Consider the following 26,879-nt stretch of genomic DNA (forward strand, 5'->3'; position numbering starts at 1 on the left):
TAATTCTTAATTGAAAAAGAAATGGCTGGTAATAACCCAAACAGCAAACCAATGAACCTAACGCTCAAGGTGTGGAGACAGAAGAACACCCAGGCGGCTGGTAGGCTGGAAACATATCAAGTAAAAGATATCTCCCCGGAAATGTCCTTCCTGGAGATGCTGGACGTGCTCAATGAAGACCTGCTCCGCAGCGGGCAGGACCCTATTGCGTTTGACCATGACTGCCGCGAAGGTATATGCGGTATGTGCAGCTTGTACATCAACGGTAGAGCGCACGGTCCAGAGCGCGGCACTACTACGTGTCAGTTGCACATGCGCAAGTTCTCTGACGGTGACACCATCACCATTGAACCTTGGCGGGCCGCGCCCTTCCCTATCCTGAAGGACTTAACCGTTGACCGTTCTGCCCTGGATAGAATTCAACAGGCAGGTGGTTACATCTCAGTGAACACTGGTGGCGTACCAGATGCTAACGAGATTCCCATCCCTAAAACCATTGCTGACAAGGCCTTTGATGCGGCTACCTGTATTCAGTGTGGGGCATGCGTAGCGGCCTGTAAAAACGGTTCAGCCATGTTGTTCACCTCTGCCAAAGTATCTCAGCTGGCCATGCTTCCGCAAGGGCAGGTGGAGCGGAAAACCCGCGTAGAGAATATGGTTGCCCAGATGGATAAAGAAGGATTTGGCGCGTGTACTAATATTGGCTCTTGCGCCGCTGAGTGCCCGGTTGGGATTTCTCTGGAGAACATTGCCATGCTGAACCGTGAGTTCATAAGCGCAAAATTCACATCTGAGAACGTTTAAAAGTACCTCATAATAGTATACAGGCGGCACCCGTAAGTGCCGCCTTTTTTATGCTCCTGTCACCACTACATAATTTCAGAATCTGCAACTGCTTAGGTGTTTGCGTTCCTCAATGGCGAATGCACGTATTGTTGTGCTTTTAAAGAGGCCCATTTCTGTTTTTGGGCTACTTTTCTAAAATCAGCTCAGAAACAGAAACGGTTACCTGGGATTACTTGCGCCAGAAGATCCTCCCACTATATTTCTAAAAACAGGTTCTCTGTATTTGGTTATTAACACGAAAAATATCCCCAACGAGCACCATCAAAGGCGTTTGCAGATTTATGGCTTTCTCACTACCTACACTTAACACCATCGTAATAGCCTCTAACGTGGAGTATCATTCCTATTTTGGGTCTGATTTCCAAAAAGTAACTACATAACAGAAGCAAATAGCTGCATAGAGCGAGGTGCCCTGCAGCATACTCTGTAGCTTGTGGGGCTGCTCTCCGGTAAAAGCTGTAACTTTAAGCCACAACACCTTGTTATCAGTGTAAACTCAGCACCAGATGATCTTATTGATATCAGGCACCAACCGCCCCAATTCGCTTACTCTCCAGATCACCAAACTGTACCAGCAACTGCTAGAGGCAAGAAATGAGGCGTCAGAGATATTAGACCTTCAGGATTTGCCGCTTGACTTTGCCTCACCGGCTTTGTATAAAAAAGAAATGTATTCTCAGGCGTTTCTGGATCTGAGGGCTAGGGTGGCCGCTGTGCAGAAGATTGTGTTTGTGGTACCAGAATACAACTGTTCCTTCCCCGGTGTCTTAAAAGCGTTCATAGACGGCCTGGAATACCCTGCCGCCTTGCGGAATAAGAAAGGAGCCCTTGTTGGGCTCTCTACCGGAAGCCAGGGCGGCAATATTGCCCTAAGCCACCTCACCGACGTGCTGCACTACTGCGGTCTGCACGTGCTGGCCCAAAAACCCCGCCTCCCGTTTATTCACAAACACCTGGCAGAAGGGAACCTCACGTATCCGTTGTACCAGCAGTTACTGGAGGAACAGATAGAGGCGCTGCTCACCTTCTAAGGTTCGCAAAACTAAGTTATCCTATTATCCTCCCTTCTGTGAAACCCCGCTCTTCTTCTCAGGCGGAACTTACCCCTGCCACTTATGCAGAATTTCCCCTTCCTGGGAAAGATAGGGGTCAACTCCTTGCAAACTGCTCAGGTAAACCGCACCTGAAGCCGCTTGATCAATAACTGAAAAAGATTTCAGGTTCTGCACAGGTAAGAGTTCGTTCTGTTTTGGCCTGTTTTCCTAAAAATAGGTCAAAAACAGAACTGATTCCCATTCTATTTATAAAATCGCTGCTGGTAGATAATGCTTTATGAGCAACTCATCTTTTAGAAAAGCCTGTCTGCTGGTTAATGTGTTTCTCTTTCTTACCTGAACTTTGGTTTGGAAGAGGTAGCCTTTCCCTCTTTCAGAAGTAGTTAGAAATTAGACAAAATAAGGTTAAGTAGGCAGGAGCGTAACATTCCTTTCGGCAGAGCAAGAAGAGAGCAAAATGGGTACCGGTAGTCATCGTCCCAGCCTTGTACTAGTAGATTTACAAGGGCTCACACCTATCCTAAAATAAAACAGCCCGGAAACAGAAGTCTGTTTCCGGGCTGTTTTTTGAAAATCAGGGCAAAAACGGCTAGTCTACGTTGTCGTGCAGAAAGCGGTTGTCACCAAGTAGTTCATTGTCATCGTTCAGGTTGAAGCGGGAAATCTGCTGTTCAGCAGACGGGGCCACATTTTCCAGCTGCACGTTTCTACGCAGATATGCAGGTACTTCCAGCTTCTCTTTGATAGCGGCATCTGTGTTCAGATCTGAGCTAAGGCTGCGTAAACGGGCACGGCGGTCCTGCATCTTGCTCTGCATAGACTCCCGCGGATCTTGCGCCTGCGGAGCGGCCACCAATTCCTCTTCGGCGTAGGTGGGGGTGAAAATCTCACTACTGGAGTCCAGATCAAAGATGATCTTGCTGGTTTCAGCGGGGGCGGCAGGCTTTCTTACCGGCTCATTGGCTACCAATTGCGTAGCTGACGCCGGCGGGGTTACAGAATGCGTGGGTACTACCGGCGCAACAGGAGCCACTGCAGGGGCAGCAGCTATCTCAATTTCAGCCTGTGGCTGAGTTGCGCCAACTCCTGGCTCAACCGAGGCTGCTTTTTTTTCTGGTTGGGGCAGGCTTATCACCTCACGGGCAAAGCCTGTGGCTATAACGGTTACTCTTATGCTGGCCCCTAACGTAGTGTCAATACCATGGCCAAAAATCACCTCAGAATCATCACCGGCTTTATCCTGGATGTAATCAGTGATTTCGGTTAACTCGTCCATCTCCAGTTCAGCCTGGTCGCCAGACATGATGGAAAGAAGGATTTTCTGCGCACCGTGAATATCTGTGTTGTTCAAGAGCGGTGAAGACAAAGATTCCTCGGCGGCACGCAGGGCTCTGTTCTCACCTTCTGTGATGGCAGAACCCATCACGGCAGCGCCAGAGTCTTTCATCACCGTCTTCACGTCTTCAAAGTCAACGTTCACCTCAGAGGTTACCGTAATGATCTCGGCAATACTTTTGGCAGCAGTGGTCAACACGTTGTCTGCTTTGGCAAACGCCGCCCTAATGGGCAGGTTTCCAAACATTTCACGTAACTTATCATTCAGGATAACAAGGACAGTATCACAGTTCTCGCTGAGTTCTTTGATACCGTTGTCAGCGGCGGTACGTTTCTTTCTTCCTTCAAAGGCAAAAGGAGCCGTCACAATGCCCACGGTAAGAATGTCCATCTCCTTGGCCACTTTGGCAATCACCGGGGCGGCACCGGTACCGGTCCCCCCCCCCATTCCGGCGGTGATGAACACCATCTTGGTATGGGCACCCAGCAACTCCCTGATCTCCTCTTTGCTTTCCAGGGCGGCTTGTTTCCCGCGCTCAGGATTGGCACCGGCCCCCAGCCCTTCGGTCAAGGTAGTTCCTATCTGAAGTTTATTGGGCACGCTGCTGCTTTTCAACGCCTGTTCATCAGTATTGCAGACCACAAACTCCACGTCCTTAATGCCTTGGTTGAACATGTGGTTCACGGCATTACTTCCCCCTCCGCCAACACCGATTACTTTGATAATCGATTTGGTGTGCGATGGCACATCAAATTTGTACGATGAAAAACTCATATGTTAATTCCTGATTTACGCGTTAGTAATTCTGTTGCTTGTCGTCAAAATCATCAATAAGCATACCTTTGGTGCGCTCAAAGATTTTCTTGAAGAAGTCGCTGCCAGAAGAAGACTTCTGCTGCACGGGCTTGGCCTCGTTCACCGGTCTGCTCTCTGTGTTCGCAATCTCTGAGTAGCGGTTTGCCCGCTCATCAAGCGCCTGGTAGCCCGCCAAAACCAACCCAACCGTGGTCGCATACATGGGGCTCTTCACAGAATCAATCTTGCTCTTGCCCAAATGCTCGTTCGGGTAACCGATACGGGCATCAAGGCCAGTCAAATATTCTACCAGTTGCACCAGGTTCTGGAGCTGCGCCCCGCCGCCCGTGATCACAATGCCCGCCGCCAGTTGGTTGGCGTATCCGCTTCTAACAATTTCTGAATAGACAAGTTCAACAATTTCCTCCATTCTTGCTTCTATAATATATGCAAGGTTTTTGAGGGAAATTTCTTTGGGGGTACGGTCACGAAGGCCCGGGATGGAAACGATCTCATTCTCTGAGGCCTCGTCAGCAATGGCTTTCCCGAAGCGGACCTTCAGCTGCTCAGCCTGGTTCTGCATCACCATGCAGCCCTGCTTGATGTCTGAGGTAATGATATTGCCGCCAAACGGCAACACCGCCGTGTGCCGAATGATGTTGTCTTTGAAGATGGCCAGGTCAGTGGTACCGCCGCCAATGTCAATCAATGCCACACCCGCCTCACGCTCCTCATCACTCAATACGCTCATGCACGAAGCCAACGGCTCCAGTATGAGCTGGTCTATCTCCAGACCGGCACGGTTCACGCACTTGTTTATATTGTTGATGGCATTAGATTGCGCGGTGATGATGTGGAAGTTGCCTTCCAGGCGCACGCCTGTCATGCCCACCGGATCCATGATCCCATCTTCGTAGTCCACTTTGTAATCCTGTGGCATTACGTGAATGATCTCGCTCCCCGGAGGCGTCACCAACCGGTACATATCATTGGTGAGACGGTTCACATCCTCCACGGTAATCTCGCTGTCCAGCGAGGTACGGGTGATGCTGCCATTATGCTGCAAACTTTTGATGTGCTGACCGGCAATACCTACGTTCACCACCTTGATATCAATCCCGCTCTGCTCTTCAGCTTGCCTGATTGCTTTCTTGATGGCCTCAACGGTTTTGTCAATATTGCTCACCATGCCCCGCACAACGCCCTCAGACACGGCTTTGCCCAAGCCCAGGATTTCCAGTTTGCCGTACTCGTTCTTCCTCCCTACCAACGCGCAAATCTTGGTTGTCCCTATATCCAAGCCTACCACAATTTTGTCGTTCTGCATATTGTTTATCTATTCACAAATAATCTGATCCTTGTACTCTACATTCAGCCGGCTGTATTTCTCCCAACCGGTCACTGGCAACACCTCCCTGTAAAAGATAAAAAGCTTCCTGAGCTTCTCTTCAAACCGGGCAGGTTTGCCTATCTCAATCTGCTGGTCTCCCACCTGGGTCAGGAAGCTAACTTTTCCTTTGCCATCAATATGCATGTGGGCCAACTGCGCTCCCCAAAAAGGGTCTTTCTCAATAAACTTAAGAAGATGCAGATAGGGCACCCCTACTGAATCCTGGAAGAACGTTTTGGTTCCGGAGGTCAATGCCGCATCTATGGTCACCGGAATGACATGGGCCGTATACAACTGAGACAAAGGGAGTTGATTCCCCTCTTCGTCCAGATACACGTCTTTGGTAGCACTTAAAACCCGAGCAATGGGCCGGTTCTGCTGTATAAAAACGTTGATATTCCCCTCTAAATCCCTGGAAACTTGCGCCTCCCTCACAAATTTATGCGATTTAATTCGCATTTCCAGCCGCTTGAGGTCAATCTCCCCTTTTTTAGTTCCAATGAGTGGCTGTACACCGTTGCGGGTGAGCAAGGCCTTTACTTCAGACTCACTAAGAAAGTAATTGTTATACTCATTATCAATTTTAACATTGACTTTTTTGCAGATTTTTTCGGACTGTCTATCCCTAGAAAAAGCAGCCAGAAAAACAAACCCTGCGGCACAAAAAACCGCAAAAAGAAGCGCTTTGACCTTTCTATTCCATAACATGGGCCTTCTCCTCCAGTAGTCGTTTAATATCAGGAACTAAGGTGTCAATGTCACCGGCCCCCACGGTGGCCAGCACGTTAAAGTCCAAATCTTTTGCTAACTCGGCTAGCACTGCCTCCTTTTTTAGCAACCGCTTTTTCTCCAGGTTCAACTGATCAAAAAGCAGCTCAGACGTTACGCCGGGCAAAGGTAATTCACGGGCCGGATAAATATCAAGTAACCATACTTCATCTGCCAGTTCCAGGCTTCTGGCAAACCCTTCTAAAAAGTCTCTGGTGCGGGTAAAGAGGTGAGGCTGAAAAATGACCCGAAGCTTCTGTCCCGGATACAAGGCCCTCACTGAACGCAGAAAAGCCTCAATCTCACGGGGGTGGTGTGCATAATCATCTAAATATACACTTTTTCCTATAGATATCACTTTTTCAAACCGTCTTTTTACGCCCGTATAAGCCGCAACTCCAGACTGAATCTTTTGCTCTGGCACCCCCACCAGCGATACCGCCTGCGCCGCCGCCAGCGCATTCTCTACATTATGGAAACCGGGTACCTGCAAAGCGGTCTCAGGCAACTGGAAGTTCCGCCCTTCGGCTGAAAATTTCATGGCTCCCTCCGCTAGCTGCACCTCCCCCGCACGCAGTTCCTCCTTCTCAAGCCCGTAGCGGATCACGGTCACTGACGAAGGCACGGCCTCGGCTATGCTTTGGTCAGCGGTGTGGTTCAGAATAAGGAAACCGTTTGGTTTGATCTGGCTTACAAACTGCCGGAACGACTCTACCAGCGCCTCTTTCTCCCCATAAATATCCAGGTGGTCTGGATCTGTGGAAGTAACCACGGCAATGTCAGGGTGCAGGGTCAGGAACGAACGGTCATACTCATCGGCCTCCACCACGCACAGCGCCCGTTCTTCCTCCGCATGCGGAAGAAGCAAATTAGAACCTACATCTGTAGAAATGCCGCCCAGGAAAGCCGAAGTAGACACGCCTGCATGGTGCAGCAGATGGGCCAGCATGCTGGAAGTGGTGGTCTTGCCATGCGTTCCGGCCACGGCAATCAGGTATTGGTCAGCGGTTAATAAACCTAAAACTTGGCTACGCTTCTGTATAGTAAATCCCTCCCGCTCCAGGTATTGCCGCTCCTGATGAGTCACCGGCACGGCCGGGGTCAAGACCACCAGCGTTTCTGACCTGTTTTTCAGAAAAGAGGCCGGAATCAGGTTTACGTCATCTTCAAAATGAATCTGCGCGCCTTCTTCGGTTAGCTTCTGGGTGAGTGGCGTGGGCGTTTTGTCATAACCAGCCACGGCAAACCCTTTGGCCAGGAACCAACGGGCAATCGCGCTCATGCCAATCCCCCCAATGCCCAGGAAGTAGATATGTTTGAACTGGTGCAGGTTCATCTGATGAGCTTTAAAAGTTCCTGAACAATGGTTTGGGCGGCATGCGGCTTGGCTAAAAGACCAATGTTGTGGCTCAATTGCTGCTGCTTATCTTCATCATTTGCAAGGGCGATGGCGGTGTCCCACAAGGTCTCCCCTGCCTCCACGTCTTTCACCAATACAGCCGCCTCTTTCTGCACCAACGCCATAGCATTTTTGGTCTGGTGGTCTTCGGCCACGTTGGGCGACGGCACCAGCACCGACGGTTTCTGCGCCAGGCACAGCTCAGAGATGGATAATGCACCGGCCCTTGAAATGACCACATCAGCGGCAGCGTACGCCAAATCCATGCGCTTGATAAAGTCTGAAGCGAAGAACTGGTCTTTGGCGTATTCTTTCACCGCGGCTTCTGCGGTAGGAATAAACAGTTTCCCCGTCTGCCAAATCAAGTTGTAACCCGAGGCCTGTATCTTCTGTAAATCCTTCTCAGTTGCCTGGTTCAACGTTCTGGCGCCCAAACTTCCGCCAATGACCAAGAAGGTCTTGCGCGCCGGGTTCAGCCCAAAGAAAGTAATGGCCTCTTCCCGTTTGCCTGCCAACTCAATGATATCTTGCCGCACCGGGTTACCGGTCATGACAATCTTGGCGTTGGGGAAGAACTTATACATGCTGTCATAGGCCACGCAGATTTTATCCACCTTGTCGGCTAACAGCTTATTGGTAATACCCGCGTGCGAGTTCTGCTCCTGAATAAGCGTTGGGATATTCAGCTTGGTGGCCGCGTACAACAACGGACCGCTCGCGTAGCCGCCCACGCCCACTACCGCATCTGGCTTAAAGTCTTTGATAATCTTATAGGAACTCCTGATGCTGGAAATCACCTTGAGCGGAAACGACAGGTTATCTAGCGTCAACCGGCGCTGCAGCCCGCTAATCCAGAGACCTATGATTTTGTAACCGGCTTCCGGCACCCGCGTCATCTCCATTCGGCCTTTAGCGCCCACAAACAGGATATCTGCATTGGGGTGCAGGCGCTTGATTTCATTGGCAATGGCAATGGCCGGGTAAATATGCCCACCCGTTCCGCCACCGCTGATAATGAACTTGAGGGGTCTGTTAGGCATTGGCTAAAACATTTGCAGGTTTATTCATGGCCGGAATGGCTTGTTGTCTGGCTTCATACTCGCTGCGGCTCACGCTCAGGATAATACCAATAGACATTCCGGTGAAAATCAAGGAAGTACCACCCATACTCAGGAGCGGCAGCGGCAGACCCGTAATAGGCCCCAGCCCTACGGCCACGCCCATGTTCACCATGGCCTGTATGACTAAACTGAAACTGAGACCCGCCGAGAGCAATCCGCCGAAGGCGCCCAAGCTGTTGGTCACGGCCACCATGCCCCTGTAGAGAAACGCCAGGTACAGGAAGAGGACCACCGCACCTCCAATCATGCCGTATTCCTCAATGATGATGGCGTAAATAAAGTCAGAGTACGGGTGGGGCAGCACGTTGCGCTGGTCAGAGTTACCCGGTCCTTTGCCCACCACCCCGCCCGTGGCGATGGCGATGTACGACTGTTCCAGCTGGAACACGCTCGCGTTAGGGTCCATAAAGTTCTCAATCCGGCTGATGGCCGTCTGCATACGCTGCCCCACCGCCAAGGCAATAGTCCCGAAGATGGCGCCCACCACAATCATAATCATGATTTGCTTCATGGGCACGCGGCCAATGAACATAAGCAAAAGGCACGTCAAAAACAGCAACAAACCAGTAGAGATGTTACTCATGGCAATCAAGCCGCAAATCAAACCGCTCCAGAGCACCAACGGAATCAACGTCTCTTTGTAGTTGCCAATGTTCATCTGGCGCTTGCTCAACATGCTGGCCAGGTAAGAAATCAGGGCCAGTTTGGCTAAATCTGACGGCTGGAACGTCTGGTTAATCACCGGAATGGTCAACCAGCGCGAGGCCTCATTGATGTTAGAGCCTTTCAGGTAGGTGTAAATCAGCAAGGGCACCGAGAAGATGAGGGCCAGCAAACTGAGCTTCGCGTAATATTTGTAGTTCACCTTGTGGGCCAGCCACACAAAGGCCAAGCCAATGAAAATGAGCGCCGAGTGCTTGAACAGGAAAAACTCAGTGTTCTTAGACATTTTGTACGCAAGCGTGCCGGTGGCTGAATACACCACGGCAATACTGATGAGCGAGAACGAAATCACGATTCCCCACAAGATGGGGTCCCCTTTCAGGTTCTCCCTGAGCCAATTTTTTACCGGTGTTGTCATGCGTCACTTCCTTTCAATGCGGCAACCGCCTCGGCAAAAGAGCGGCCCCTGTGTTCATAATTCTTAAATAAATCAAAGCTGGCGCAGGCGGGCGAGAGCAATACCACGTCTCCTGCCTCCGCAAAATCTTTAGCTAACTTAACTGCCTCGTTCACATCTTGCGTCTCTACCAGTTTGGGGCAGATTTGCGAAAAAGAGGCGATAATCTTGCTGTTGTCTACACCCAGGGCCACAATGGCTTTCACCTTTTCCCGCACCAGCGGAAGCAAGGGCGTATAATCATTCCCCTTGTCGGTGCCGCCCACTACCCACACAATGGGTTTGCGCATGCCGTCCAGCGCGTACCAAACCGCCTCCACATTGGTAGCTTTGGAATCATTGATGAATTTCACACCCTCTATCTCACCCACCGGCTGCAATCTATGGTCGGCATTCTGGAATGTTCCCAAGGCGACCTCAATTTGGGCGGGCTTAATACCTAACAAAAGTGCGGCGCCCACGGCGGCCATAGTGTTGTATTGGTTGTGCTGCCCAATGAGCGGCGAATTCGCGGTGTCTACTTTTGCCTTGATTTGGGAAAAAGAGGCCAGAATCGCATTCCCATCATATTGAATAGCCAAGCCTTCAGAAGCTTTCAACCCAAAAGGCACCTGTGTCCCCGGCACTTCGTGCGAGGTCATGTATTTTTGAATCTCGGCGTCGTTCTGGTTGAACAGGAAATAGTCAGCGGCCGTCATGTTCTGCGCCAGGCGGAATTTTGCGGCCGCGTAGTTTTCCATTTTGTAGCCGTAGCGGTCTAAATGGTCTGGCGTGATATTGAGCAAAATGCCAATGTCGGCCTTGAACTGGTACATATTGTCCAGCTGAAAGCTGCTCAGCTCCACCACATAGTAATCATAGGCATCTTCCAAGACTTTCCCGGCCAGACTTTCACCCACGTTTCCGGCTAAGGCCACTTTCAGCCCTGCGCTTTTCAGCAGGTGGTAAGTTAGCAGCGTAGTAGTGGTTTTTCCGTTGGTGCCCGTGATGCAGATAAACTTAGCATTGGTATAGCGGCCCGCGAACTCAATCTCAGAAATCACCGGAATGTTCCGCTCCAGCGCCCCTTGAATCACAGGCGCTTTGTCCGGAATGCCGGGGCTCTTGATGATTTCTCCGGCCCCGTAAATCCGCTCCAGTGAATGGGTGCCTTCTTCAAAAGGAATGCCCACCTGGGTCAGCTGTGCCCGGTATTTTTCAGCAATTCCGCCGAAGTCAGACACAAACACGTCATAGCCTTTGGCTTGTGCCAACAAGGCTGCGCCCACGCCGCTCTCCCCCGCTCCTAGTATGGCTATCATTTTGTTATTCGTTGTTAGTTATTCGTTGTTAGACTCCCATTCTTACAAGTTACTCAGCTTGCTGTGACTTTGGAGGCAATCCTCTGTAATAATTAATGAGCCCATGAAGCAGTTTCTTGCAATTCATTACCTCCTCTAGAGCTACCTTCAGTTGCTCTTCTGAAATATAATTTTCATCAAAGGCTACATAGAGCTGGGTTTCTACCTCGAAGAGTGAACCTCTTGAGAAATAGAAGAAATTGACCGCATCTTTCGTTGTTTGTCTTCCGCAGCCTTCTGCAATATTTGAAACTATAGAAACAGCCGCTCTTCTTATTTGAAGTGTCAAACCAAATAATTCTTCCTTCGGAAAGCTTCTTGATAACCTATACACAGAGCTAGCAAGAACTCTTGCCTTTTTCCAAACATCCAAATCTGTGTATGCCCTCATTCCAAAACGAACAACTAACAACGAATAACTATCAACTAACTTACCTCAATTTCAAAGTCACCAGCGTCAAAATGGCCAGCATGATACCCACCGTCCAGAAACGGGACACGATTTTCGCTTCATGATACCCCAGCTTCTGGTAATGGTGGTGCAGCGGCGACATTTTGAAGATCCTTCGGCCTTCACCGTATTTTCTCTTGGTGTACTTGAAGTAGCTCACCTGCAGCATCACTGAGAGATTCTCCACCAGGAAAATGCCGCAGAGAATAGGTATCAGGAGTTCTTTGCGCAGAATCAAGGCCAGAACGGCAATGATACCACCAATGGAAAGGCTGCCCGTATCCCCCATGAACACCTGCGCGGGGTATGAGTTGTACCACAGAAACCCCACACAGGCCCCCACAAAGGCGGTACAGAAAATCACCAGCTCGCCTGTGTTAGGAATGTACATGATGTCAAAGTAGTCAGCGAAGACGGCGTTACCAGACACCCACGCGAAGGCGGCCAGGGTGGTTCCAATAATGGCCGAGGTTCCCGCTGCCAGCCCGTCAATCCCGTCGGTGATGTTGGCGCCGTTAGAAACCGCCGTAATGATGATAATCACCAGCGGGATGTATAGAAACCGGGCGTAAGACCCCAACAACGGGCTTGCGAAGCTGAAGAAATGGTGGTAGTCCAGCTCGTTGTTCTTGGTGAAGGGCACTGTGGTAATCATCTTGCGCACATCTGTGTAGGTGCTGCCCACATCAATGGCAGAGATGCCTTTCGCGGTCAGGTATTGGCGTACCACCACGTCTTCAGAGAAGAACAGTGTGAGCCCCACAATCAGCCCCAGCCCCACCTGACCAATAATTTTGAATTTACCAGCCAGCCCTTCTTTGTTCTTTTTAAAGACTTTGATATAGTCGTCCAGAAACCCGATGGCCCCCAGCCACAAGGTTGACACCAACATAAGGATGATGTAGATATTGCTCAACCGGGCCAGCAGAAGCGTTGGCAGCAAAATGGCCAGCAAAATAATGAGACCGCCCATGGTAGGCGTGCCTTTCTTTTCCAGCTGTCCTTCCAGCCCCAGGTCTCTGATGCTCTCGCCCACCTGCTTGCGCTGCAGCATTCTAATGAGGCGGCCACCAAACACCATGGCAATCAGCAAGCTCAGCAATGCCGCCAACGCCGCCCTGAAGGAGAGGTATTGGAAAACGCCCGCCCCCAGGAGGTCAAATTGTTGGTCTAAGTATCTGAAAAGGTAATAAAGCATCTGTTTCGGGTTTAGGATACAGGAGTTATTTTGTCGTTTCTCCCCTCCAAATCAGTCTAGTTACTTCTGCAGCAGCGCAAAGGCCTCCTGCAATACTTGTTTATCATCAAACGGCGATCTTTCGCCTTTTACTTCCTGGTACGTCTCGTGCCCTTTGCCAGCCACCAGAATAATATCATCGGGTTGGGCTAGCAGGACCGCGGTTTTAATGGCTTCTTTTCTATCTACCACAGAAAGCGCCTTTTTCAAATCTGCCGCTTTTACGCCTACCTGCATCTGGTTCAGGATTTCCTGCGGGTCTTCGTGGCGGGGGTTGTCTGAGGTCAGAATCACGCGGTCACTCAGGCGGGCGGCAATGTCGGCCATCACGGGGCGTTTAGCGGCATCGCGGTTTCCGCCGCAGCCCACCACCGTAATCACCTTCTGCTCCGGCTTTCTGATTTGGGCAATGGTTTGTAGCACATTCTCCAGCGCGTCAGGAGTATGCGCGTAATCCACAATGCCGGTAATCTGGTCAGCGGCAGACACCACGTAATCAAATCGGCCGGCGGCCGAAGTCAAATTAGAAAGGCTGGCCAGCACTTCCTGCGGGTCTTCGCCCAACAGCACCGCTGAACCGTACACCGCCAGAATATTATAAGCGTTGAACGTGCCAATGAGCCTAAACCAAACTTCCTGCCCTTCCAGCTCTAGCTGCAGGCCCTGAATGGAGTTGTCCAGCAGGCGCGCCTTGAAATCAGCCTCTTTGCGGAGGGCGTACGTTTTTTTATCGGCTTTGGTGTTCTGCAACATGACCATGCTGCGCTTGTCATCTGCGTTCACCAGCGCGAAGGCTTTTTTGGTGAGCCCGTCAAAGAACAGCTTCTTGGCCCTGATGTACTCGTCAAAGGTGCCGTGGTAGTCCAGGTGGTCATGGGTGATGTTGGTGAACACGGCCCCGGTGAACTGCACGCCCGTGACGCGGTGCTGCACCAGCGCGTGCGAGCTCACTTCCATGAACGCGTGCGTGCAGCCGGCTTTCACCATCTGGGCCAGTAGTGCCTGCAACGTAATGGCGTCTGGCGTGGTGTGAGTAGCCGGAATCACCGTTTCGTTTATCTGGTTCTGAACCGTTGACAGCAAACCGGCATTGTAGCCCAAATCCCGGAACAGCTTGTGCAGCAGCGTGACGCAGGTAGTTTTCCCGTTGGTTCCGGTCACCCCTACCAGTTTCAGTTTTTGAGACGGATTACCGTAGAACTCAGCGGCTACGTACCCCATGGCCTCGGCGGCGTTGGGCACCACCACAAAGGTCACGTGCTCTGGTGCGTTTTCGGGCTGTTTTTCGCAAAACACGGCAGAAACGCCCTGGGCCACGGCCGCATCAATATAGTCGTGCCCGTCCCGTACAGTTCCCCTGATCGCAAAAAATGCCACGCCCGGCCCTGCCTGACGCGAATCCATGGTTAACGCAGAAAGCTCGGGGTTAGTAGGCCCGAGCAATTGCGTTGGCTGGTAAGACTTCAGCAGGTCTTGTAGGTTTGCCATTTCGTTTTAGTGTGATGGTAATAACTGCGCCTTTCTGAAGGGGCGCCCCCGGTGGAATACTTTGGCTTTCAACCCTACCCAGCCCCGCTACCCGCACCTTCAGGCCGTTGTTCTCTAACAAGTAGATGGCGTCCCGGAGGGTCATGTCTGTGACATCTGGCACCTGCCCCATTTTCACGGGGACCGGCTTCAAAGCCACCGAGTGCTTTTGGGTATCAACCCGAATCCAATCCTCCTCGGGGTTCAGCGGATGGGCGCTAATGCCCAGTTTGTTGCATAAGAGCGTGATTTCTTCCTGGCTGCCGGCGTGCAGGCTCGGCAACTTCGGCATCACGCCTGGTTTTCTCCTGGCCATGGGTGTATGAATAGCCAAGTCTTGCGCATAGGCTTTGTCAGCCAGCTCCCTGAAAACCGGCGCAGCCACATCACCGCCGTACTGCGCGTATTTCTGCGGGTTGTCAATGATCACAATACAGCTGTACTTAGGTCTATCTGCCGGGAAGTAACCCACAAATGAGGTAGAGTACTTTCTGGTGTACTGGCCGTTCATGAACTTACGGGCGGTTCCGGTTTTACCGGCCACTTTGTAGTCTTTGCTGCGCACATTCTTGCCCGTTCCGTTCTCCACCACGCCTTCCATCATGGCGCGCAGTTCAGCCAGGGTTTCATCAGAACAGATTTTAGGGTTTAGCACTTTGGCTTCAAATTTCTCCAGTTCCTGGTCAGCGCGTTTAATGCTCTTTACAATGATAGGCTGCACTTTCACCCCGTTATTGGCCACGGCATTGTAAAACGCCAGCGTCTGCAGGGGCGAAATCTTCAATTCATACCCAATGGCCATGGTAGAAAGCGACGGACGGCTCCAGCTGCGGTCTTTGGGCGATTTAATCACCGGAATGGCCTCGCCGTTCATCTGGAAACCCAGCGGCTGGTGCAGCCCAAATTTGTGCAGGTAGTCTACGTACTTCTGCGGGTTTTCCCCAAAGTGGGTCTGAATCAGGTCTGACACGCCCACGTTAGAAGACTTTTCAAACACCTGCTGCAGCGTGATTTTTCCGTAGCCGTGGGTATCTGTTTTCACCGCCCCGGCTATCCGCTTAGATCCGTTGCCGGTGTCAATGGTATCGGTGAGTTTCAGGTCAGTCTCTTCCAGCAAGGCCATCATAGACGCCAGTTTGAAGGTGGAACCCGGCTCGGTACGCCCCTGGTTACCTACGGCGTAGTTGTAGTCTTCCAGATAGAGGCCGGGGCCGTGCTTGCCTAAGTTGGCAATGGCTTTAATCTCCCCCGTGCTTACTTCCATTAGAATCACACAGCCGTGGTGGGCGTCATTCTCTGTGAGCACGCGGCGGAGCGCACTTTCTGCCACGTCTTGCAGGTTAATGTCAATGGTGGTTTGAATGTCAAACCCGGGCATGGGTTTGACCTCGGTCCCGTCATTGATGGGTTTGTTCCCCCCCGCCATGCGCTCATATAATGCCTCCCCATCTTTCCCGGCCAGATGGCGGTTAAAGCTGAACTCCAGCCCCGCGCCTTTCTTGTCTTCATTGATGAACCCAATGGTACGGCGCGCCAACGACCCGAACGGCAGGAACCGGCGGTCAATCTTCTCAAATATCACCCCGCCCTTGTTTTTACCGGCCCTGAAAATCGGCCATTGGGCCATCATCTTCTTGTCCTGATAATTAATCATGCGGCCGTTCAGGCGCACATACTTGCGTTTCTCGCGGCGGGCATTCTTGATTTTGCGCACATAATACGCCTCAGAATGATCACCGTAGAAACGGGAAAGCATCATACCTAAGGAGTCTATGCCTTTGTTGAACACGTCTTCCTTGGGAATAGACGGGTCAAAGGCTACTCTATAAAAAGGCAAAGACGTGGCCATAATCCGGTCATCATCTGAGTAGATGTTGCCGCGGGTGGCGTAGATGGGCTGGTAATGGAACCGCTTCTCATTGGCAATTTCGCGCCAGCGGTCGCCGTCTTTGAACTGGATAACCCCTACCTTATAAATAATAGCAAACGCAAAGAGACAGATAGCCAAAAAGGCCAACCGCACTCGCGTGACAATGGACCTCTTAATATTCATCTTTCTTAATAACTACTTGTACGGGTGGGGAAGAACTTTCAACCAGGCCGTAAGGTGCCACGTTGCGGGCCACCTCAGACTGCTTGCTCGCTTCCATGTAATCAGATTTAAGCGTGGTGTAATCGGCGCGTAAATCCTCTGTCTCGGCTTTGGTTTTGTCAATCTGCCGCAGCGTGCGCTCCGCGAAGTGGGTGTTGCCAATGTAGAACAGCACCACCCCCATCACAAACAGCACCTTGGGCAGGTACTTCACGGGCAGACCATCAGCAAAGAACCAGTCTACTTTGGTGTAGCGGTCCAGCAGCTCAAACAGGCTGGTGCCTTTCTGGCGCGGCGGTCTTGGCGCGCGCACGGGCTCTGCCTTAGGCACTTCGCGCATGGTGTTGGCCTTGGGCCGGTTAACTTGCGGACGTACAGTGTTGACTGCCATATTCAATCTTCGTAAATGTGTTACCTATCTCCTTTTCCTCTCCCCTTATTTGACGAATCCTGCGTCTCCCGTTTTTCTGCCACGCGCAGCTTGGCGCTGCGGCTTCTATTGTTTTCCTGTAGTTCCTGAGCGCTGGGCACAATGGGCTTGCGCGTCACAGAATCCAGGGGTTTAATCTCATTACCGAAGAAGTCTTTCTCCACTTCCCCAAAGAATTTGCCTTTGCTGATGTAGTTCTTCACCAGCCGGTCTTCTAAGGAGTGGTACGAAATCACTGATAGCCTTCCGCCGGGTTTCAACACCTCCACGGCCTGCTCCAACATCTCCTCCAGCGCTTTCAGTTCATCATTCACCTCAATTCTCAAGGCCTGAAAAACCTGCGCCAGGTATTTATTCTCTTTACCCTTTGGCGTACAACCTATTATAGCTTTTTTGAAATCAGCAATGGTCTCAATGGCCTGCACGTTTCTAGAAGATACAATCTCCCGCGCCAGCGTCCTGGCGTTCTTCACCTCGCCGTACAGCCCGAAGATTTTGTGCAGCTGCTCCTCTTCATAGGTATTCACCACCTCGCGTGCTGTCAAAGGACTGTCATTGTCCATGCGCATGTCCAGGGGGCCGTCAAAACGGGTAGAAAAGCCGCGCTCTGCAGTGTTGAACTGATGGGAAGAAACACCCAAATCTGCCAAAATGCCGTCTACCTGCCGAACCCCGTACAGGCGCAGGTATTTTTTCAGGTACCGGAAGTTGGCTTTCACAAACGTAAACTGGTCTGAGATGAGTTTCTCAGACTGCTTCTCGGCATCGGTGTCCTGGTCAAAGGAATAGAGCTGGCCGCCCTGCATCTTACTTAAGATGTGCGCAGAGTGGCCGCCGCCGCCAAACGTGACGTCTACATAGATACCGCCGGGCTTAATGGCCAACGCATCTACCGATTCCTGTAACAAAACGGGCTGGTGGTAGGTCATGGCCTTTACTCAGTTATTGTAGTGGTTGGACCGTCGCCCAAAAACTTCTGCGCCATCTGGGAGAAGTTCTGCTGGTCCTTGATTAAGAATTCGTCGTATTTGTCCGGGTTCCAGATTTCAACCCGGTTGCCGAGCCCCACCACAATGGCTTCTTTCTCAATCTCGGCGTAGCGCACCATGGTTTTGGGCAAAATGAAGCGGCCGGCGTTGTCCAGCTCCACCTCGGTGTTGCCCCTGAAGAAATTCCGCTGAAAATGTCGGTACTCCTCGTTGAACTCATTCAGACCGGCCACCTTGTCGTAAATCACCTTCCACTCGGTTTTGGGGTACAACACCAGGCAAGGCTCAAACCCTCTGGTCAAGACCACCTGATTCCCAGATTCTTCCGGAAGGTTGGCTTTGATTTTAGAAGGCAGCACCAATCTTCCCTTCGGGTCTAGCTTACATTCGTATTCGCCGGAGAGGAAGTTCATACTTGGTTTGGTGGTGACGACAGTCTTTGGTACAAAACAAAAGTAGTAAAGCCAAAGGCAAAGTCAACCACGTTCTCCCACTTTTTACCACTTTGTGGATAAATCATGGTTATCCACCCCACTTATGCACATTATCCACATTCCCACCACCCCACTTTGGGAAAACTTTTGGATATCATTTGATAAAAATTTCATAGCATAATGCGCAAAAACCGCTAAAACGCTGTTTATGAGCCGTTTTTCCCAAAACTCACCCAAAACAGAAACCGTTTCTACCAGGTGGAACAGAAGTGGTGGAAAGTGGAACAATTTTCCGTAACTTTGCGACATGCGGACAAAAAACCGACATATAGTGCTGCTTTTGCTGGTGTTCAGCCTGCTCACAGGTTCTGTGGGAGTGGCGGGTACGCAGCGGTTCTGCGCTATGTTGGGTATGGCCATCCCATCCTCGGCGACCGCCGAAACAATGGAGAAGATGGGCTGCTGCGCGAAGAAGAAAAAAGCGCCCGCCTGCCCTAAACCTGAAAAAGCCCCAGTAACAACTACGGTCAGCAAGAAAGCCTGCTGCAGTGAGGCCACTACGTACCAAAAGCTGGACGTTGAGACTTCACTCAAATTCTCTAAGGTGGAGTTTCTGTCCATTGCCCCGGCGCTGACCAGCACATTCCTGTTGCCGCCGGTTACACTTGCTACGGAGGACAACTCCTGGCCGCTGTACTCAGACTCCTCCCCTCCGCTGGCGGGCAAAGACTTGCTTCACCGCCTGCATATCCTGAACATTTAGTAGACATTTTCCTTCGGTTTAAAACGGAAGCGGCTTTTCTGCGCACTTCTGTTTCTGGAAATTGTTTTACTAAATCATGATAACTATGTCTTCTTATATACGTCAGGCCGCATGGGCTTTGACCTTGCTGGGGCTCCTGCTTCCATTTTTGGCCTCAGCACAAACCTTGACTGGCCGGGTAATGGACCAGGAAAAACACACCCCGTTGATTGGCGCGTCGGTGCTCTGGGTAGGCACCACCCAGGCCACCAGCACAGATGCTGACGGCTTCTTTACGTTCACCAAAATTCCTTCAGGAGCTACCGCGCTTTTAATCAGTTACATTGGTTATAAACCAGACACCGTGCAGGTACAAGGCCAGCAAAATTTAGTTATTCGGCTGAAAGCCGAGACAGACTTGCAGGAGGTGACCATCACGGGCAAGCAAGACCGGTATTCGGCCATGACGCCCACCAACTCCCAGGTAATTACGTCCAAGGACTTACTCAAATCTGCCTGCTGCAATCTGGCTGAAAGCTTTGAGACGAACGCGTCTGTAGAAGTGTCTACCACAGACGCAGTTTCTGGCGCAAAGCAAATCCAGATGCTGGGGCTGGACGGTGCGTATACTTTATTGACCATTGAAAACGTGCCTTCGCTGCGCGGATTGGCCACGCCCTACCGTCTTAACTACCTTTCTGGTACCTACATTGACGCCATTGATATTATAAAGGGTATGGGTTCGGTACTGAACGGTTATGAGTCCATCTCTGGCCAGGTCAACGTGCGCTTGAAAGACCCGGAAAAAACCGACCGCCTGCATGTGAATCTGTATGGCAACAGCCTGGCCAAATGGGACGCCAACGTAAATACTTCGTTCAGCCTCAATAAGAAAATCAGCTCGGTTTTGATGCTGCACACAGATCAGCTTTCTAACAGGGTTGACGGTAACAAGGATGGTTTTCTGGATATTCCGCTGGGCAAGCACTACAATGTGTTCAACAAATGGAAGTATAACAGCGGCGGCCCCATTATCTCTGAGCTGGGCGTGCAGGTGCTCACAGAAAACCGGATTGGCGGGCAGAAGGATTTTAGAAGCGGCATGGCGCAGGTAGAAGGAAACCCCTATGGCACCGAGTCTGAAACTGACAGGGTAAGCGCTTATTCCAAAACCTCTTACACCTTTAAAAGCAAGCCGTACCAGAGCATCGGGTTGATTTTGTCAGGCACCAATCATCAGTTTGATTCGCACTACGGGCCTAGAACCTACTTTGGAGAACAGAACAGCGGCTTGGCTAACCTGATTTTCCAGTCGGCGTTTGGGAACACGGCGCATACGTACAAGACAGGCTTGAGCTATCAGTACGAGGACTATGACGAGACGCTGGCGGGCAAAAACTACACCCGCCAAGAGTTGGTGCCGGGCGCGTTCTTTGAGTACGTGTACCAGAACAGCAAAAACCTGACACTGGTGGGCGGCCTGCGGGCCGATTACCACAACCTGTACGGCTGGGTGTACACGCCCCGGTTCAACGTGAAGTATGATTTCACGCCCAACACCATTCTTCGGCTGGCCGCCGGAAAAGGATTCAGGGTAGCCAACCCCATTGCCGAAAATGTGGGTTCCCTGGTGAGTAACCGTGAATTTATGATTCCTGACAACCTACGGCCGGAAAAAGCCTGGAACGTGGGCGGAAGTTTCACCCAGTACTTCACGTTAGGCGAGCGTACCGGCGCTTTCATCACCGACTATTACTACACCACGTTCCAGAACCAGGTGGTGCCTGATATGTACAGCAGCCCTAATTTGGTTATCTTCACCAACCTGAACGGCCGCTCTTTCTCCAAAAGCTTCCAGGCAGAGGTGCAGTATGAATTGACGTCTATGCTGGATGTGAAAGCGGCTTACAAGTATTTTGACGTGCGCACCAGCTACAACGGCCAGCTGCTGCAGCGTCCGTTCATTCCCAACCACCGCGCGTTCCTGAACCTCGGCTTTGCCACGCCTTTTGACAAATGGCGGGCAGATTTGACGGCGCAATGGTTTGGCGAAAGAACCGCCCCCGTGATGGAACATTATCATGAAAGTCCCATTAAAACACGAACTGTTAGCCCCTACGCAGTGTTCAATGCACAGGTGACCAGGGCATTCAAACTATGGGAAGTCTACCTGGGCGGCGAAAACCTCTTGGGTTACAAGCAGAAAAACCCGATTATTGCCGCCGACCGTCCGTTCAGCCAGGACTTTGACGCCAGCATGATTTGGGCACCCATCACCGGCCGCATAATTTACGCCGGGTTACGGTTCACCATTAAATAAACGCGCTATGAAAACAGAGATGACAAGATTTTCAAAAACGCTCCTTTCTACCCGCGCGTGGGCGGGAATGTTAGTGCTCATCATCAGTTGGGGTACTTGTTCATCGGCGTACGCCCAGCAGGTGAAACTGGTGGGAGCCATGAGAAACGTGATGATGAAAGGCCAGCTGCGCGCAACCGTTGACCTGGACACGCTTTCCTCTAAAACCCATCTGTTCGGGCTGGGCCCGATGGAGAATCTGGCCGGTGAAATTCTGGTGCTGGACGGCACCGCGTACAAAGCCACGGTGCAGCCAGACAATTCTATGAAAGTAGAGGAAACGTTCCAGCTCAAGGCGCCTTTCTTTGGGTACGCCACCGTGGAGAAGTGGGTAGAGCAGAAACTTCCGGCCAAGGTGCAGACCCTGCCGCAGCTGGAAGACTACTTGACCCAACGGGCCGCCAACGTGAAAGAACCGTTCTTTTTTAAGCTGGAAGGAATGGCAGAGCACGCGACCATCCACGTGGTGAATTTGCCCGCCGGCACGGTGGTTCGCTCGCCTAAAGATGCGCACCAAGGGCAGGTGGATTATGCGGTGGCCAACGTACCGGTTCAGGTGCTGGGCTTTTACTCTACGGCGCACAAAACCATTTTCACGCACCATGACACCAACCTGCACCTGCACCTCATTACGGCAGACAAGCAGAAAATGGGCCATGTAGACGGGCTCAAACTGAAAAAAGGAGCCATAAAACTGTACCTGCCCCAAACTCTGTTTAACTAAATTTTGTTCTTTACATGCAGGCCCATTGCTGTTTTTGGCCTGATTTTGGCAAAACAGATCAAAAACGCACCTAAGGAAATTTAACTTTTAACCCATACCTTTAAACTCTTAACCATCACCAAATGAAAACCTTGAAAACCCTATTGTTCTCGCTGTTGTTGACCGCTATCTCTACCGTAGGCTTCGCCCAGGGCGGAAAGAAAAACGAGGAGGTGAAATTTAAAACCTCGGCGGTGTGCGGCATGTGCAAAGCCACCATTGAGAAAGGTCTGGCCTATGAGAAAGGCGTGCAGAAAGCCACCCTTGATGAAAACACCAAAGTGGTAACCATTCAGTTCAACGGCTCCAAAACCGATGCGGCCAAACTGAAGAAAGCTGTGAACGACCTGGGCTATGACGCCGATGATTCCCCTGCCACCGCCCGCGCCTATGAGCGCCTGGACGAGTGCTGCAAGAAAGACAAAGGTGCCCACTAAACCTTTTGATATTTAAAACAGGAAAGCCTGCCCATTTTGGGCAGGCTTTCTTGTTTTCTGCCTTTCCTGTTTTTGGGCTGTTTCCAAGAAAACAGCAAAAACAGGAATTTGCTTTCTGCCCCGCCTCTTGTTTATCTTTAAAATTTCAACCAACTTACTTTCAACAACTTACCACAACTTATATCTCTATAGCTATTCCAATAACGACAGGTAGAATATTTTGAAAAAGCAAGTATTGAGTCTTATGCTGTTGCTGCTGTTCCCGGCATTCTCTCTGCTGGCGCAGACTGACCAAACGGTGCACGTGGTCAAATACCTGTACACCGTGCAAGACCCAACCGGCGCGGTGCACACAGAACGAATGCTCTTATTGATTGGCAAAGAAATGAGTGCCTTCAAAAGTTATGACAAGTTTGTGCGGGACTCTACCATCTTCGCTAAGCAGAACCTCGCCTTTGACAGCCGCGCCCTCAAACGCGGTACAGATGCCCAGCTCTACAAAATCTACTACCAAAACAAAGGCCTTTTTACCCGCACCCTCTTGCACACGTACTTCTGGGAAGAAGACTGGCCGTTCTATGACTGGAACATTTCCCCGGAAACCACCACCCTGCAAGGGCTCACCTGTCAGAAAGCCACCACCTACTCCCCCGCCACCAACATGGAATGGACGGTGTGGTTCACCCCAGATGTCCCTTTTTCAGTGGGGCCGGGCACGCTGCACGGGCTGCCCGGGTTAATTGTCAAAGCCGAAAACAACGAGAAAACCATCACGTATGAACTGCTGAACGTGGCCAGTCCTGCTGCTCCCTTCCAGACCATTGAGTTCCCGCAGAAAGCGGTCAAGACCACCAAAAGCGAGTATAACAAAATGCTGGAAGCAGCCCGTAAAGACCCGGTGGGGTTCGCTACCAATTCAGGGGCTTTGAACGGCAATGTCCAGGGGGTAAACATCACGCCTCCCAACCCAGTATCCAAACCGCCCAAAAAAGAAAGGAAATCGGGCAACTGACACAGGTTTCCGCTTTAGCATCAGGCTGGGGACACGTTCCCGCCATAACGGTTCTGTTTCGGTTTCCTGAAAGCTTGGGGTTTTCCCCGTTTGCGTTTTGGGGCTGTTTTCAGGAAAAGAGGCCCAAAACGCAAATTCGCTTTTAAGCAAGCTGGGTTTCAGCAAGTCTGGGAAAGGCGCTACCTTTAAGGGAGTTTTTCTTTTTTTGACTGTCCCTGATGCTCACACACAAACCCCTCCTCACGCTCCTGCTCCTACTGGTGGGCGCCCGCGCCTTTGCGCAGCAGCAGCTGCCCATGCCCCGCAACATTGAAGCAGCCTACCAGAAAGGCACCCGCAGCCTCACCGGCCTTCCCGGCCAGAACTACTGGCAGAACACCGCTGACTATACCATCAAAATTGACTTTGACCCGAGGACCCGAAGAATTGCCGGCACCGTTGATATTGACTACACCAACAACAGCCCAGACACGCTCAAGCAGATTGTGTTCAAACTGTACCCCAACCTCTACCAGAAAGGCGCGCCGCGGGCGAGCGGCATTTCGCCCAAAGACGTGAGCGACGGCGTGCAGATTGAGAAGTTGAGCGTGAACCAGGAGGCCCAGGATGTGCAGAAGCTGCGCATTGAGGCCACCAACCTCACGCTCAGGGTGAAACCCATTGCCCCTAAGCAAAAAGCCAAATTCAGCATTACGTACCACTATATTTTGAACGAAGGCTCGCACATGCGCACCGGTCAGGTTGACCCGCAGGGCGCGGCGTTTGTGGCGTATTTCTTTCCGCGCATAGCGGTGTATGATGACGTGGAAGGTTGGAACCGAACTCCGTACCTGGGCCCGCAGGAGTTCTACAATGATTTTTGCCGGTTCAACACTGAGATTTCCGTGCCTAAGGACTTTGTGGTGTGGGCCACCGGTGATTTGACCAACGCCGCTGAGGTGCTCCAGAAGAAATTTGCGAAACGTTTGGCAGACGCCGAAAAGAAAGACGCCCTTGTGGCCATCATTGACAGCACAGACTTGAAGAAAGGCAATATCACCGCCCAGAACGCCCGGAACAACTGGAAGTTCACCGCCCAAAACGTAGTGGATTTTGCGTTTGCCACCTCGGCGCATTACCTCTGGAACAGCACCAGCCTGGTGGTAGACCCCAGAACCAAACGCCGCACCCGCGTAGATGTGGCGTTCAACCCCAAACACCATGATTTTGTAGAGGTGATTGACTTCGCGCGCAAGACGGTGCAGCACATGAGTTACACGTTCCCCAAGTGGCCGTTTCCGTACCCGCACATCACCGTGTTTGACGGGCTGGACCAGATGGAATACCCTATGATGGTGAACGACAACCCCGTTGACACCCGCGAAGACGCCATCACCCTCACCGACCACGAGATTTTCCATACCATGTTCCCTTTCTACCTGGGCACCAACGAGACCAAGTACGGCTGGATGGACGAAGGCTGGGCCACCATGGGCGAATGGATTATCTCGCCGCTCATTGAACCCAAAATGGTGGATGATTATGGCGTGCAGCCCTACTCCATGCTGGCGGGCACCGAGGTAGACTTGCCCATCGCCACGCTCTCTACCCAGCAGTCTGGCACGGCTTTCTTCCTGAACTCATACCCCAAGCCCGCCTTCGGCTATCTCTATGTGAAAGATTTGCTGGGCGATGAACTGTTCACCAAAGCCCTGCACCACTACATCCAGACCTGGAACGGCAAGCACCCGCTGCCCTGGGATTTCTTTAACGCCATGAACGCCGGAGCCGGGAAAAACCTCAACTGGTTCTGGCAGCGCTGGTTCTTTGACAACGGCATGCCAGATCTGGCCATTGCCCACGTACAGCAGCAGAACGGGAATTACCAGGTCACGGTTGAGGCTGTGGGCAGCAAACCCGTACCGGTTGACTTGGTGGTAACCTACGCAGACAACTCCACCACCACCCACCACAAAACCATTGCCGTCTGGGAAACCGGAGCCAAAACCACGCAGGTTGATTTCAAAGCTGCCAAGCCGGTGAAGAAACTGGAAATCAAGCACTCCCACGTATCAGATGCAGACCGTTCTAACAACGTGTATGAGGTGAAATAGCAAATGCGTCCTTTAAAAACGGCAAAGCCGAAGAGCTCTTTCTCTTCGGCTTTGCCGTTTCGGGCTGTTTTGGCCAAAAACAGCCCGAAAACAGGAACGGTCAATTTAGATGCGCCTTCTCCTTCAGAAGAAGAGACAACAAAGCGTGTGTACCCAAGCGAAAAAATGAGTAGCGGGTATGGCAGTATTACATTACCTGTCCGCTAAAAACCACTTGGCATGCATGCCTCAGCAGATGAAACCATCCCTCTTCAAGAGGAGAATCACCCATAAATTAGCTACGAAGCACGAATAAACCCGGTAGAGAAATTCTTTACATTGCTCTTATCTGGTTTCCTTGGCCCCCTCCCGGCGGTCTTTCTCTTTGTACAACTGCCACCAAGGCAGGTAGGGTTTGTCATGGTGCTCATAGTGGTACCCGAAGAAGTAACAGCTCAAAAACGCCCACAAATGGTTACGCTGCTGGGTGCCAGATTTATGCTTGTTCTCTGGTTCATGCTCGCCGCGGTGCGGAAGGTAGGTGCCGAAGTAAAACAGCTGAAACGTAGCCAACACCGCCGGTACCATCCAGAACAGGATAATATTCTCCAACGGGAACCAGAGTTGCAGCAGGTGGAACGTACCCGCCATTAATAGAATCTGCCCCACCGTAATGTATTGTCTGGCAAAGCTGAAGAACCAGAGAAAGAAGTTGCCGCCGTGGTAGTCAGGGTCCTGGTCAGTAGCCACGTGGCGGTGGTGCTGATGGTGCTTGGGGAACAGCCGTGGGTAGTAATTGTAGGCAAACAGCCCGGCGGTGAGGGTGCCAATGACCGTGTTCAACCGTTTGTTCCCGGGGGCCACCACGCCGTGCATGGCATCATGGGCGGTAATGAAAAGCCCGGTGTACAGGTGCATCATGACCAGCACCGCCAGATACGTGAGCGGTGAAATGAAATCTACTTGCCAGTGCAGCAGAAACCAAAGCACACTGCCCCACGCCACCAGAATGGTGAGGGCAATGGTGATTCCGGCGTACTTTTTCAAAAACAGCTCCAAAACAGATTTTCTATTGATGAATTCTCCTGCCAGCATTTTTCCTGCCGCAAGCTTTCAACCTTTGGCTTCCCTTGGCGGAAGTTTTCAACTTCCGGGAACCGACAA

The 26,879-nt window shown here is 51.5% G+C and carries 24 protein-coding genes; 9 read left to right on the forward strand and 15 right to left on the reverse strand.

Going from position 1 to position 26,879, the window contains the following annotated elements; all coding sequences use genetic code 11:
- Positions 1 to 51: 51 nt before the first annotated feature.
- A complete protein-coding gene (locus A8O25_RS08415) occupies positions 52 to 804 on the forward strand; it encodes a succinate dehydrogenase/fumarate reductase iron-sulfur subunit (RefSeq protein WP_066833499.1) in 753 nt (250 codons plus the stop codon).
- A gap of 548 nt (positions 805 to 1,352) precedes the next feature.
- Positions 1,353 to 1,877, forward strand: coding sequence for an NADPH-dependent FMN reductase (locus tag A8O25_RS08420; protein WP_066833508.1), 525 nt, complete (start codon positions 1,353 to 1,355; stop codon positions 1,875 to 1,877).
- Between the two features lie 613 nt (positions 1,878 to 2,490).
- Here the strand turns inward: A8O25_RS08420 and ftsZ are convergent.
- From ftsZ to mraZ, 14 genes are all read right to left on the reverse strand, one after another.
- The gene (gene ftsZ / locus A8O25_RS08425) at positions 2,491 to 4,011 is read right to left on the reverse strand and encodes a cell division protein FtsZ (protein WP_066833511.1); all 1,521 of its coding nucleotides are present in this window, start codon (positions 4,009 to 4,011) and stop codon (positions 2,491 to 2,493) included.
- Between the two features lie 22 nt (positions 4,012 to 4,033).
- Complete coding sequence (gene ftsA / locus A8O25_RS08430) at positions 4,034 to 5,359, reverse strand: cell division protein FtsA (protein WP_066833514.1); 1,326 nt, start codon at positions 5,357 to 5,359, stop codon at positions 4,034 to 4,036.
- Positions 5,360 to 5,368: 9 nt separating this feature from the next.
- A complete protein-coding gene (locus A8O25_RS08435; protein WP_241498969.1) occupies positions 5,369 to 5,953 on the reverse strand; it encodes a cell division protein FtsQ/DivIB in 585 nt (194 codons plus the stop codon).
- Positions 5,954 to 6,116: 163 nt separating this feature from the next.
- Positions 6,117 to 7,526 carry a UDP-N-acetylmuramate--L-alanine ligase gene (murC, locus tag A8O25_RS08440; protein ID WP_066833520.1) on the reverse strand — a complete coding sequence of 470 codons (1,410 nt, stop codon included), beginning with the start codon at positions 7,524 to 7,526 and terminating at the stop codon, positions 6,117 to 6,119.
- A complete protein-coding gene (murG, locus tag A8O25_RS08445; RefSeq protein ID WP_066833522.1) occupies positions 7,523 to 8,629 on the reverse strand; it encodes an undecaprenyldiphospho-muramoylpentapeptide beta-N-acetylglucosaminyltransferase in 1,107 nt (368 codons plus the stop codon). Before murG ends, murC begins: the two co-directional genes overlap by 4 nt.
- The gene (locus A8O25_RS08450; RefSeq protein ID WP_066833524.1) at positions 8,622 to 9,791 is read right to left on the reverse strand and encodes an FtsW/RodA/SpoVE family cell cycle protein; all 1,170 of its coding nucleotides are present in this window, start codon (positions 9,789 to 9,791) and stop codon (positions 8,622 to 8,624) included. The genes murG and A8O25_RS08450 overlap by 8 nt, the downstream gene beginning before the upstream one ends.
- On the reverse strand, positions 9,788 to 11,131 hold the full coding sequence (gene murD, locus A8O25_RS08455; protein WP_066833527.1) for a UDP-N-acetylmuramoyl-L-alanine--D-glutamate ligase: 1,344 nt from the start codon (positions 11,129 to 11,131) through the stop codon (positions 9,788 to 9,790). Before murD ends, A8O25_RS08450 begins: the two co-directional genes overlap by 4 nt.
- Before the next feature lie 49 nt (positions 11,132 to 11,180).
- Positions 11,181 to 11,561: a four helix bundle protein gene (locus A8O25_RS08460; RefSeq protein ID WP_066833610.1), complete on the reverse strand. Its 381-nt coding sequence runs from the start codon at positions 11,559 to 11,561 to the stop codon at positions 11,181 to 11,183.
- 40 nt (positions 11,562 to 11,601) lie between these two features.
- On the reverse strand, positions 11,602 to 12,819 hold the full coding sequence (gene mraY / locus A8O25_RS08465; protein WP_066833530.1) for a phospho-N-acetylmuramoyl-pentapeptide-transferase: 1,218 nt from the start codon (positions 12,817 to 12,819) through the stop codon (positions 11,602 to 11,604).
- Positions 12,820 to 12,879: 60 nt separating this feature from the next.
- Entirely contained in the window at positions 12,880 to 14,346 is a 1,467-nt protein-coding gene (locus A8O25_RS08470) for a UDP-N-acetylmuramoyl-L-alanyl-D-glutamate--2,6-diaminopimelate ligase (RefSeq protein WP_066833533.1), read from the reverse strand.
- Positions 14,285 to 16,438, reverse strand: coding sequence for a penicillin-binding protein (locus A8O25_RS08475; RefSeq protein ID WP_066833536.1), 2,154 nt, complete (start codon positions 16,436 to 16,438; stop codon positions 14,285 to 14,287). Before A8O25_RS08475 ends, A8O25_RS08470 begins: the two co-directional genes overlap by 62 nt.
- Positions 16,428 to 16,868 carry an FtsL-like putative cell division protein gene (locus A8O25_RS08480; protein WP_082893527.1) on the reverse strand — a complete coding sequence of 147 codons (441 nt, stop codon included), beginning with the start codon at positions 16,866 to 16,868 and terminating at the stop codon, positions 16,428 to 16,430. Before A8O25_RS08480 ends, A8O25_RS08475 begins: the two co-directional genes overlap by 11 nt.
- 20 nt (positions 16,869 to 16,888) lie before the next feature.
- Positions 16,889 to 17,836: a 16S rRNA (cytosine(1402)-N(4))-methyltransferase RsmH gene (gene rsmH / locus A8O25_RS08485; protein WP_066833539.1), complete on the reverse strand. Its 948-nt coding sequence runs from the start codon at positions 17,834 to 17,836 to the stop codon at positions 16,889 to 16,891.
- A gap of 5 nt (positions 17,837 to 17,841) precedes the next feature.
- Positions 17,842 to 18,309 carry a division/cell wall cluster transcriptional repressor MraZ gene (mraZ, locus tag A8O25_RS08490; protein ID WP_066833541.1) on the reverse strand — a complete coding sequence of 156 codons (468 nt, stop codon included), beginning with the start codon at positions 18,307 to 18,309 and terminating at the stop codon, positions 17,842 to 17,844.
- Positions 18,310 to 18,637: 328 nt separating this feature from the next.
- On the opposite strand from mraZ, the gene A8O25_RS08500 reads away from it, so the two are divergent.
- The 7 genes from A8O25_RS08500 (at position 18,638) to A8O25_RS22930 (ending at position 25,943) form a co-directional block, all read left to right on the forward strand.
- The gene (locus A8O25_RS08500; RefSeq protein ID WP_153042656.1) at positions 18,638 to 19,093 is read left to right on the forward strand and encodes a hypothetical protein; all 456 of its coding nucleotides are present in this window, start codon (positions 18,638 to 18,640) and stop codon (positions 19,091 to 19,093) included.
- Positions 19,094 to 19,178: 85 nt separating this feature from the next.
- Positions 19,179 to 21,392 carry a TonB-dependent receptor gene (locus A8O25_RS08505; protein WP_066833550.1) on the forward strand — a complete coding sequence of 738 codons (2,214 nt, stop codon included), beginning with the start codon at positions 19,179 to 19,181 and terminating at the stop codon, positions 21,390 to 21,392.
- A gap of 19 nt (positions 21,393 to 21,411) precedes the next feature.
- Complete coding sequence (locus tag A8O25_RS08510; protein WP_241498970.1) at positions 21,412 to 22,155, forward strand: acetolactate decarboxylase; 744 nt, start codon at positions 21,412 to 21,414, stop codon at positions 22,153 to 22,155.
- Positions 22,156 to 22,277: 122 nt separating this feature from the next.
- Complete coding sequence (locus A8O25_RS08515; RefSeq protein WP_066833554.1) at positions 22,278 to 22,631, forward strand: heavy-metal-associated domain-containing protein; 354 nt, start codon at positions 22,278 to 22,280, stop codon at positions 22,629 to 22,631.
- 220 nt (positions 22,632 to 22,851) lie between these two features.
- Positions 22,852 to 23,643 carry a GLPGLI family protein gene (locus tag A8O25_RS08520; protein WP_153042657.1) on the forward strand — a complete coding sequence of 264 codons (792 nt, stop codon included), beginning with the start codon at positions 22,852 to 22,854 and terminating at the stop codon, positions 23,641 to 23,643.
- 218 nt (positions 23,644 to 23,861) lie between these two features.
- Entirely contained in the window at positions 23,862 to 25,736 is a 1,875-nt protein-coding gene (locus tag A8O25_RS08525; RefSeq protein WP_066833559.1) for a M1 family metallopeptidase, read from the forward strand.
- A 3-nt stretch (positions 25,737 to 25,739) separates the two neighbouring features.
- The gene (locus A8O25_RS22930) at positions 25,740 to 25,943 is read left to right on the forward strand and encodes a hypothetical protein (protein WP_153042658.1); all 204 of its coding nucleotides are present in this window, start codon (positions 25,740 to 25,742) and stop codon (positions 25,941 to 25,943) included.
- A gap of 117 nt (positions 25,944 to 26,060) precedes the next feature.
- Here A8O25_RS22930 and A8O25_RS08530 read toward each other — a convergent pair whose 3' ends face one another.
- Entirely contained in the window at positions 26,061 to 26,810 is a 750-nt protein-coding gene (locus A8O25_RS08530) for a fatty acid desaturase (RefSeq protein ID WP_082893528.1), read from the reverse strand.
- Between the last annotated feature and the right edge of the window lie 69 nt (positions 26,811 to 26,879).

The sequence above is a fragment of the Rufibacter ruber genome (assembly GCF_001647275.1).
Taxonomy (GTDB): domain Bacteria; phylum Bacteroidota; class Bacteroidia; order Cytophagales; family Hymenobacteraceae; genus Nibribacter; species Nibribacter ruber_C.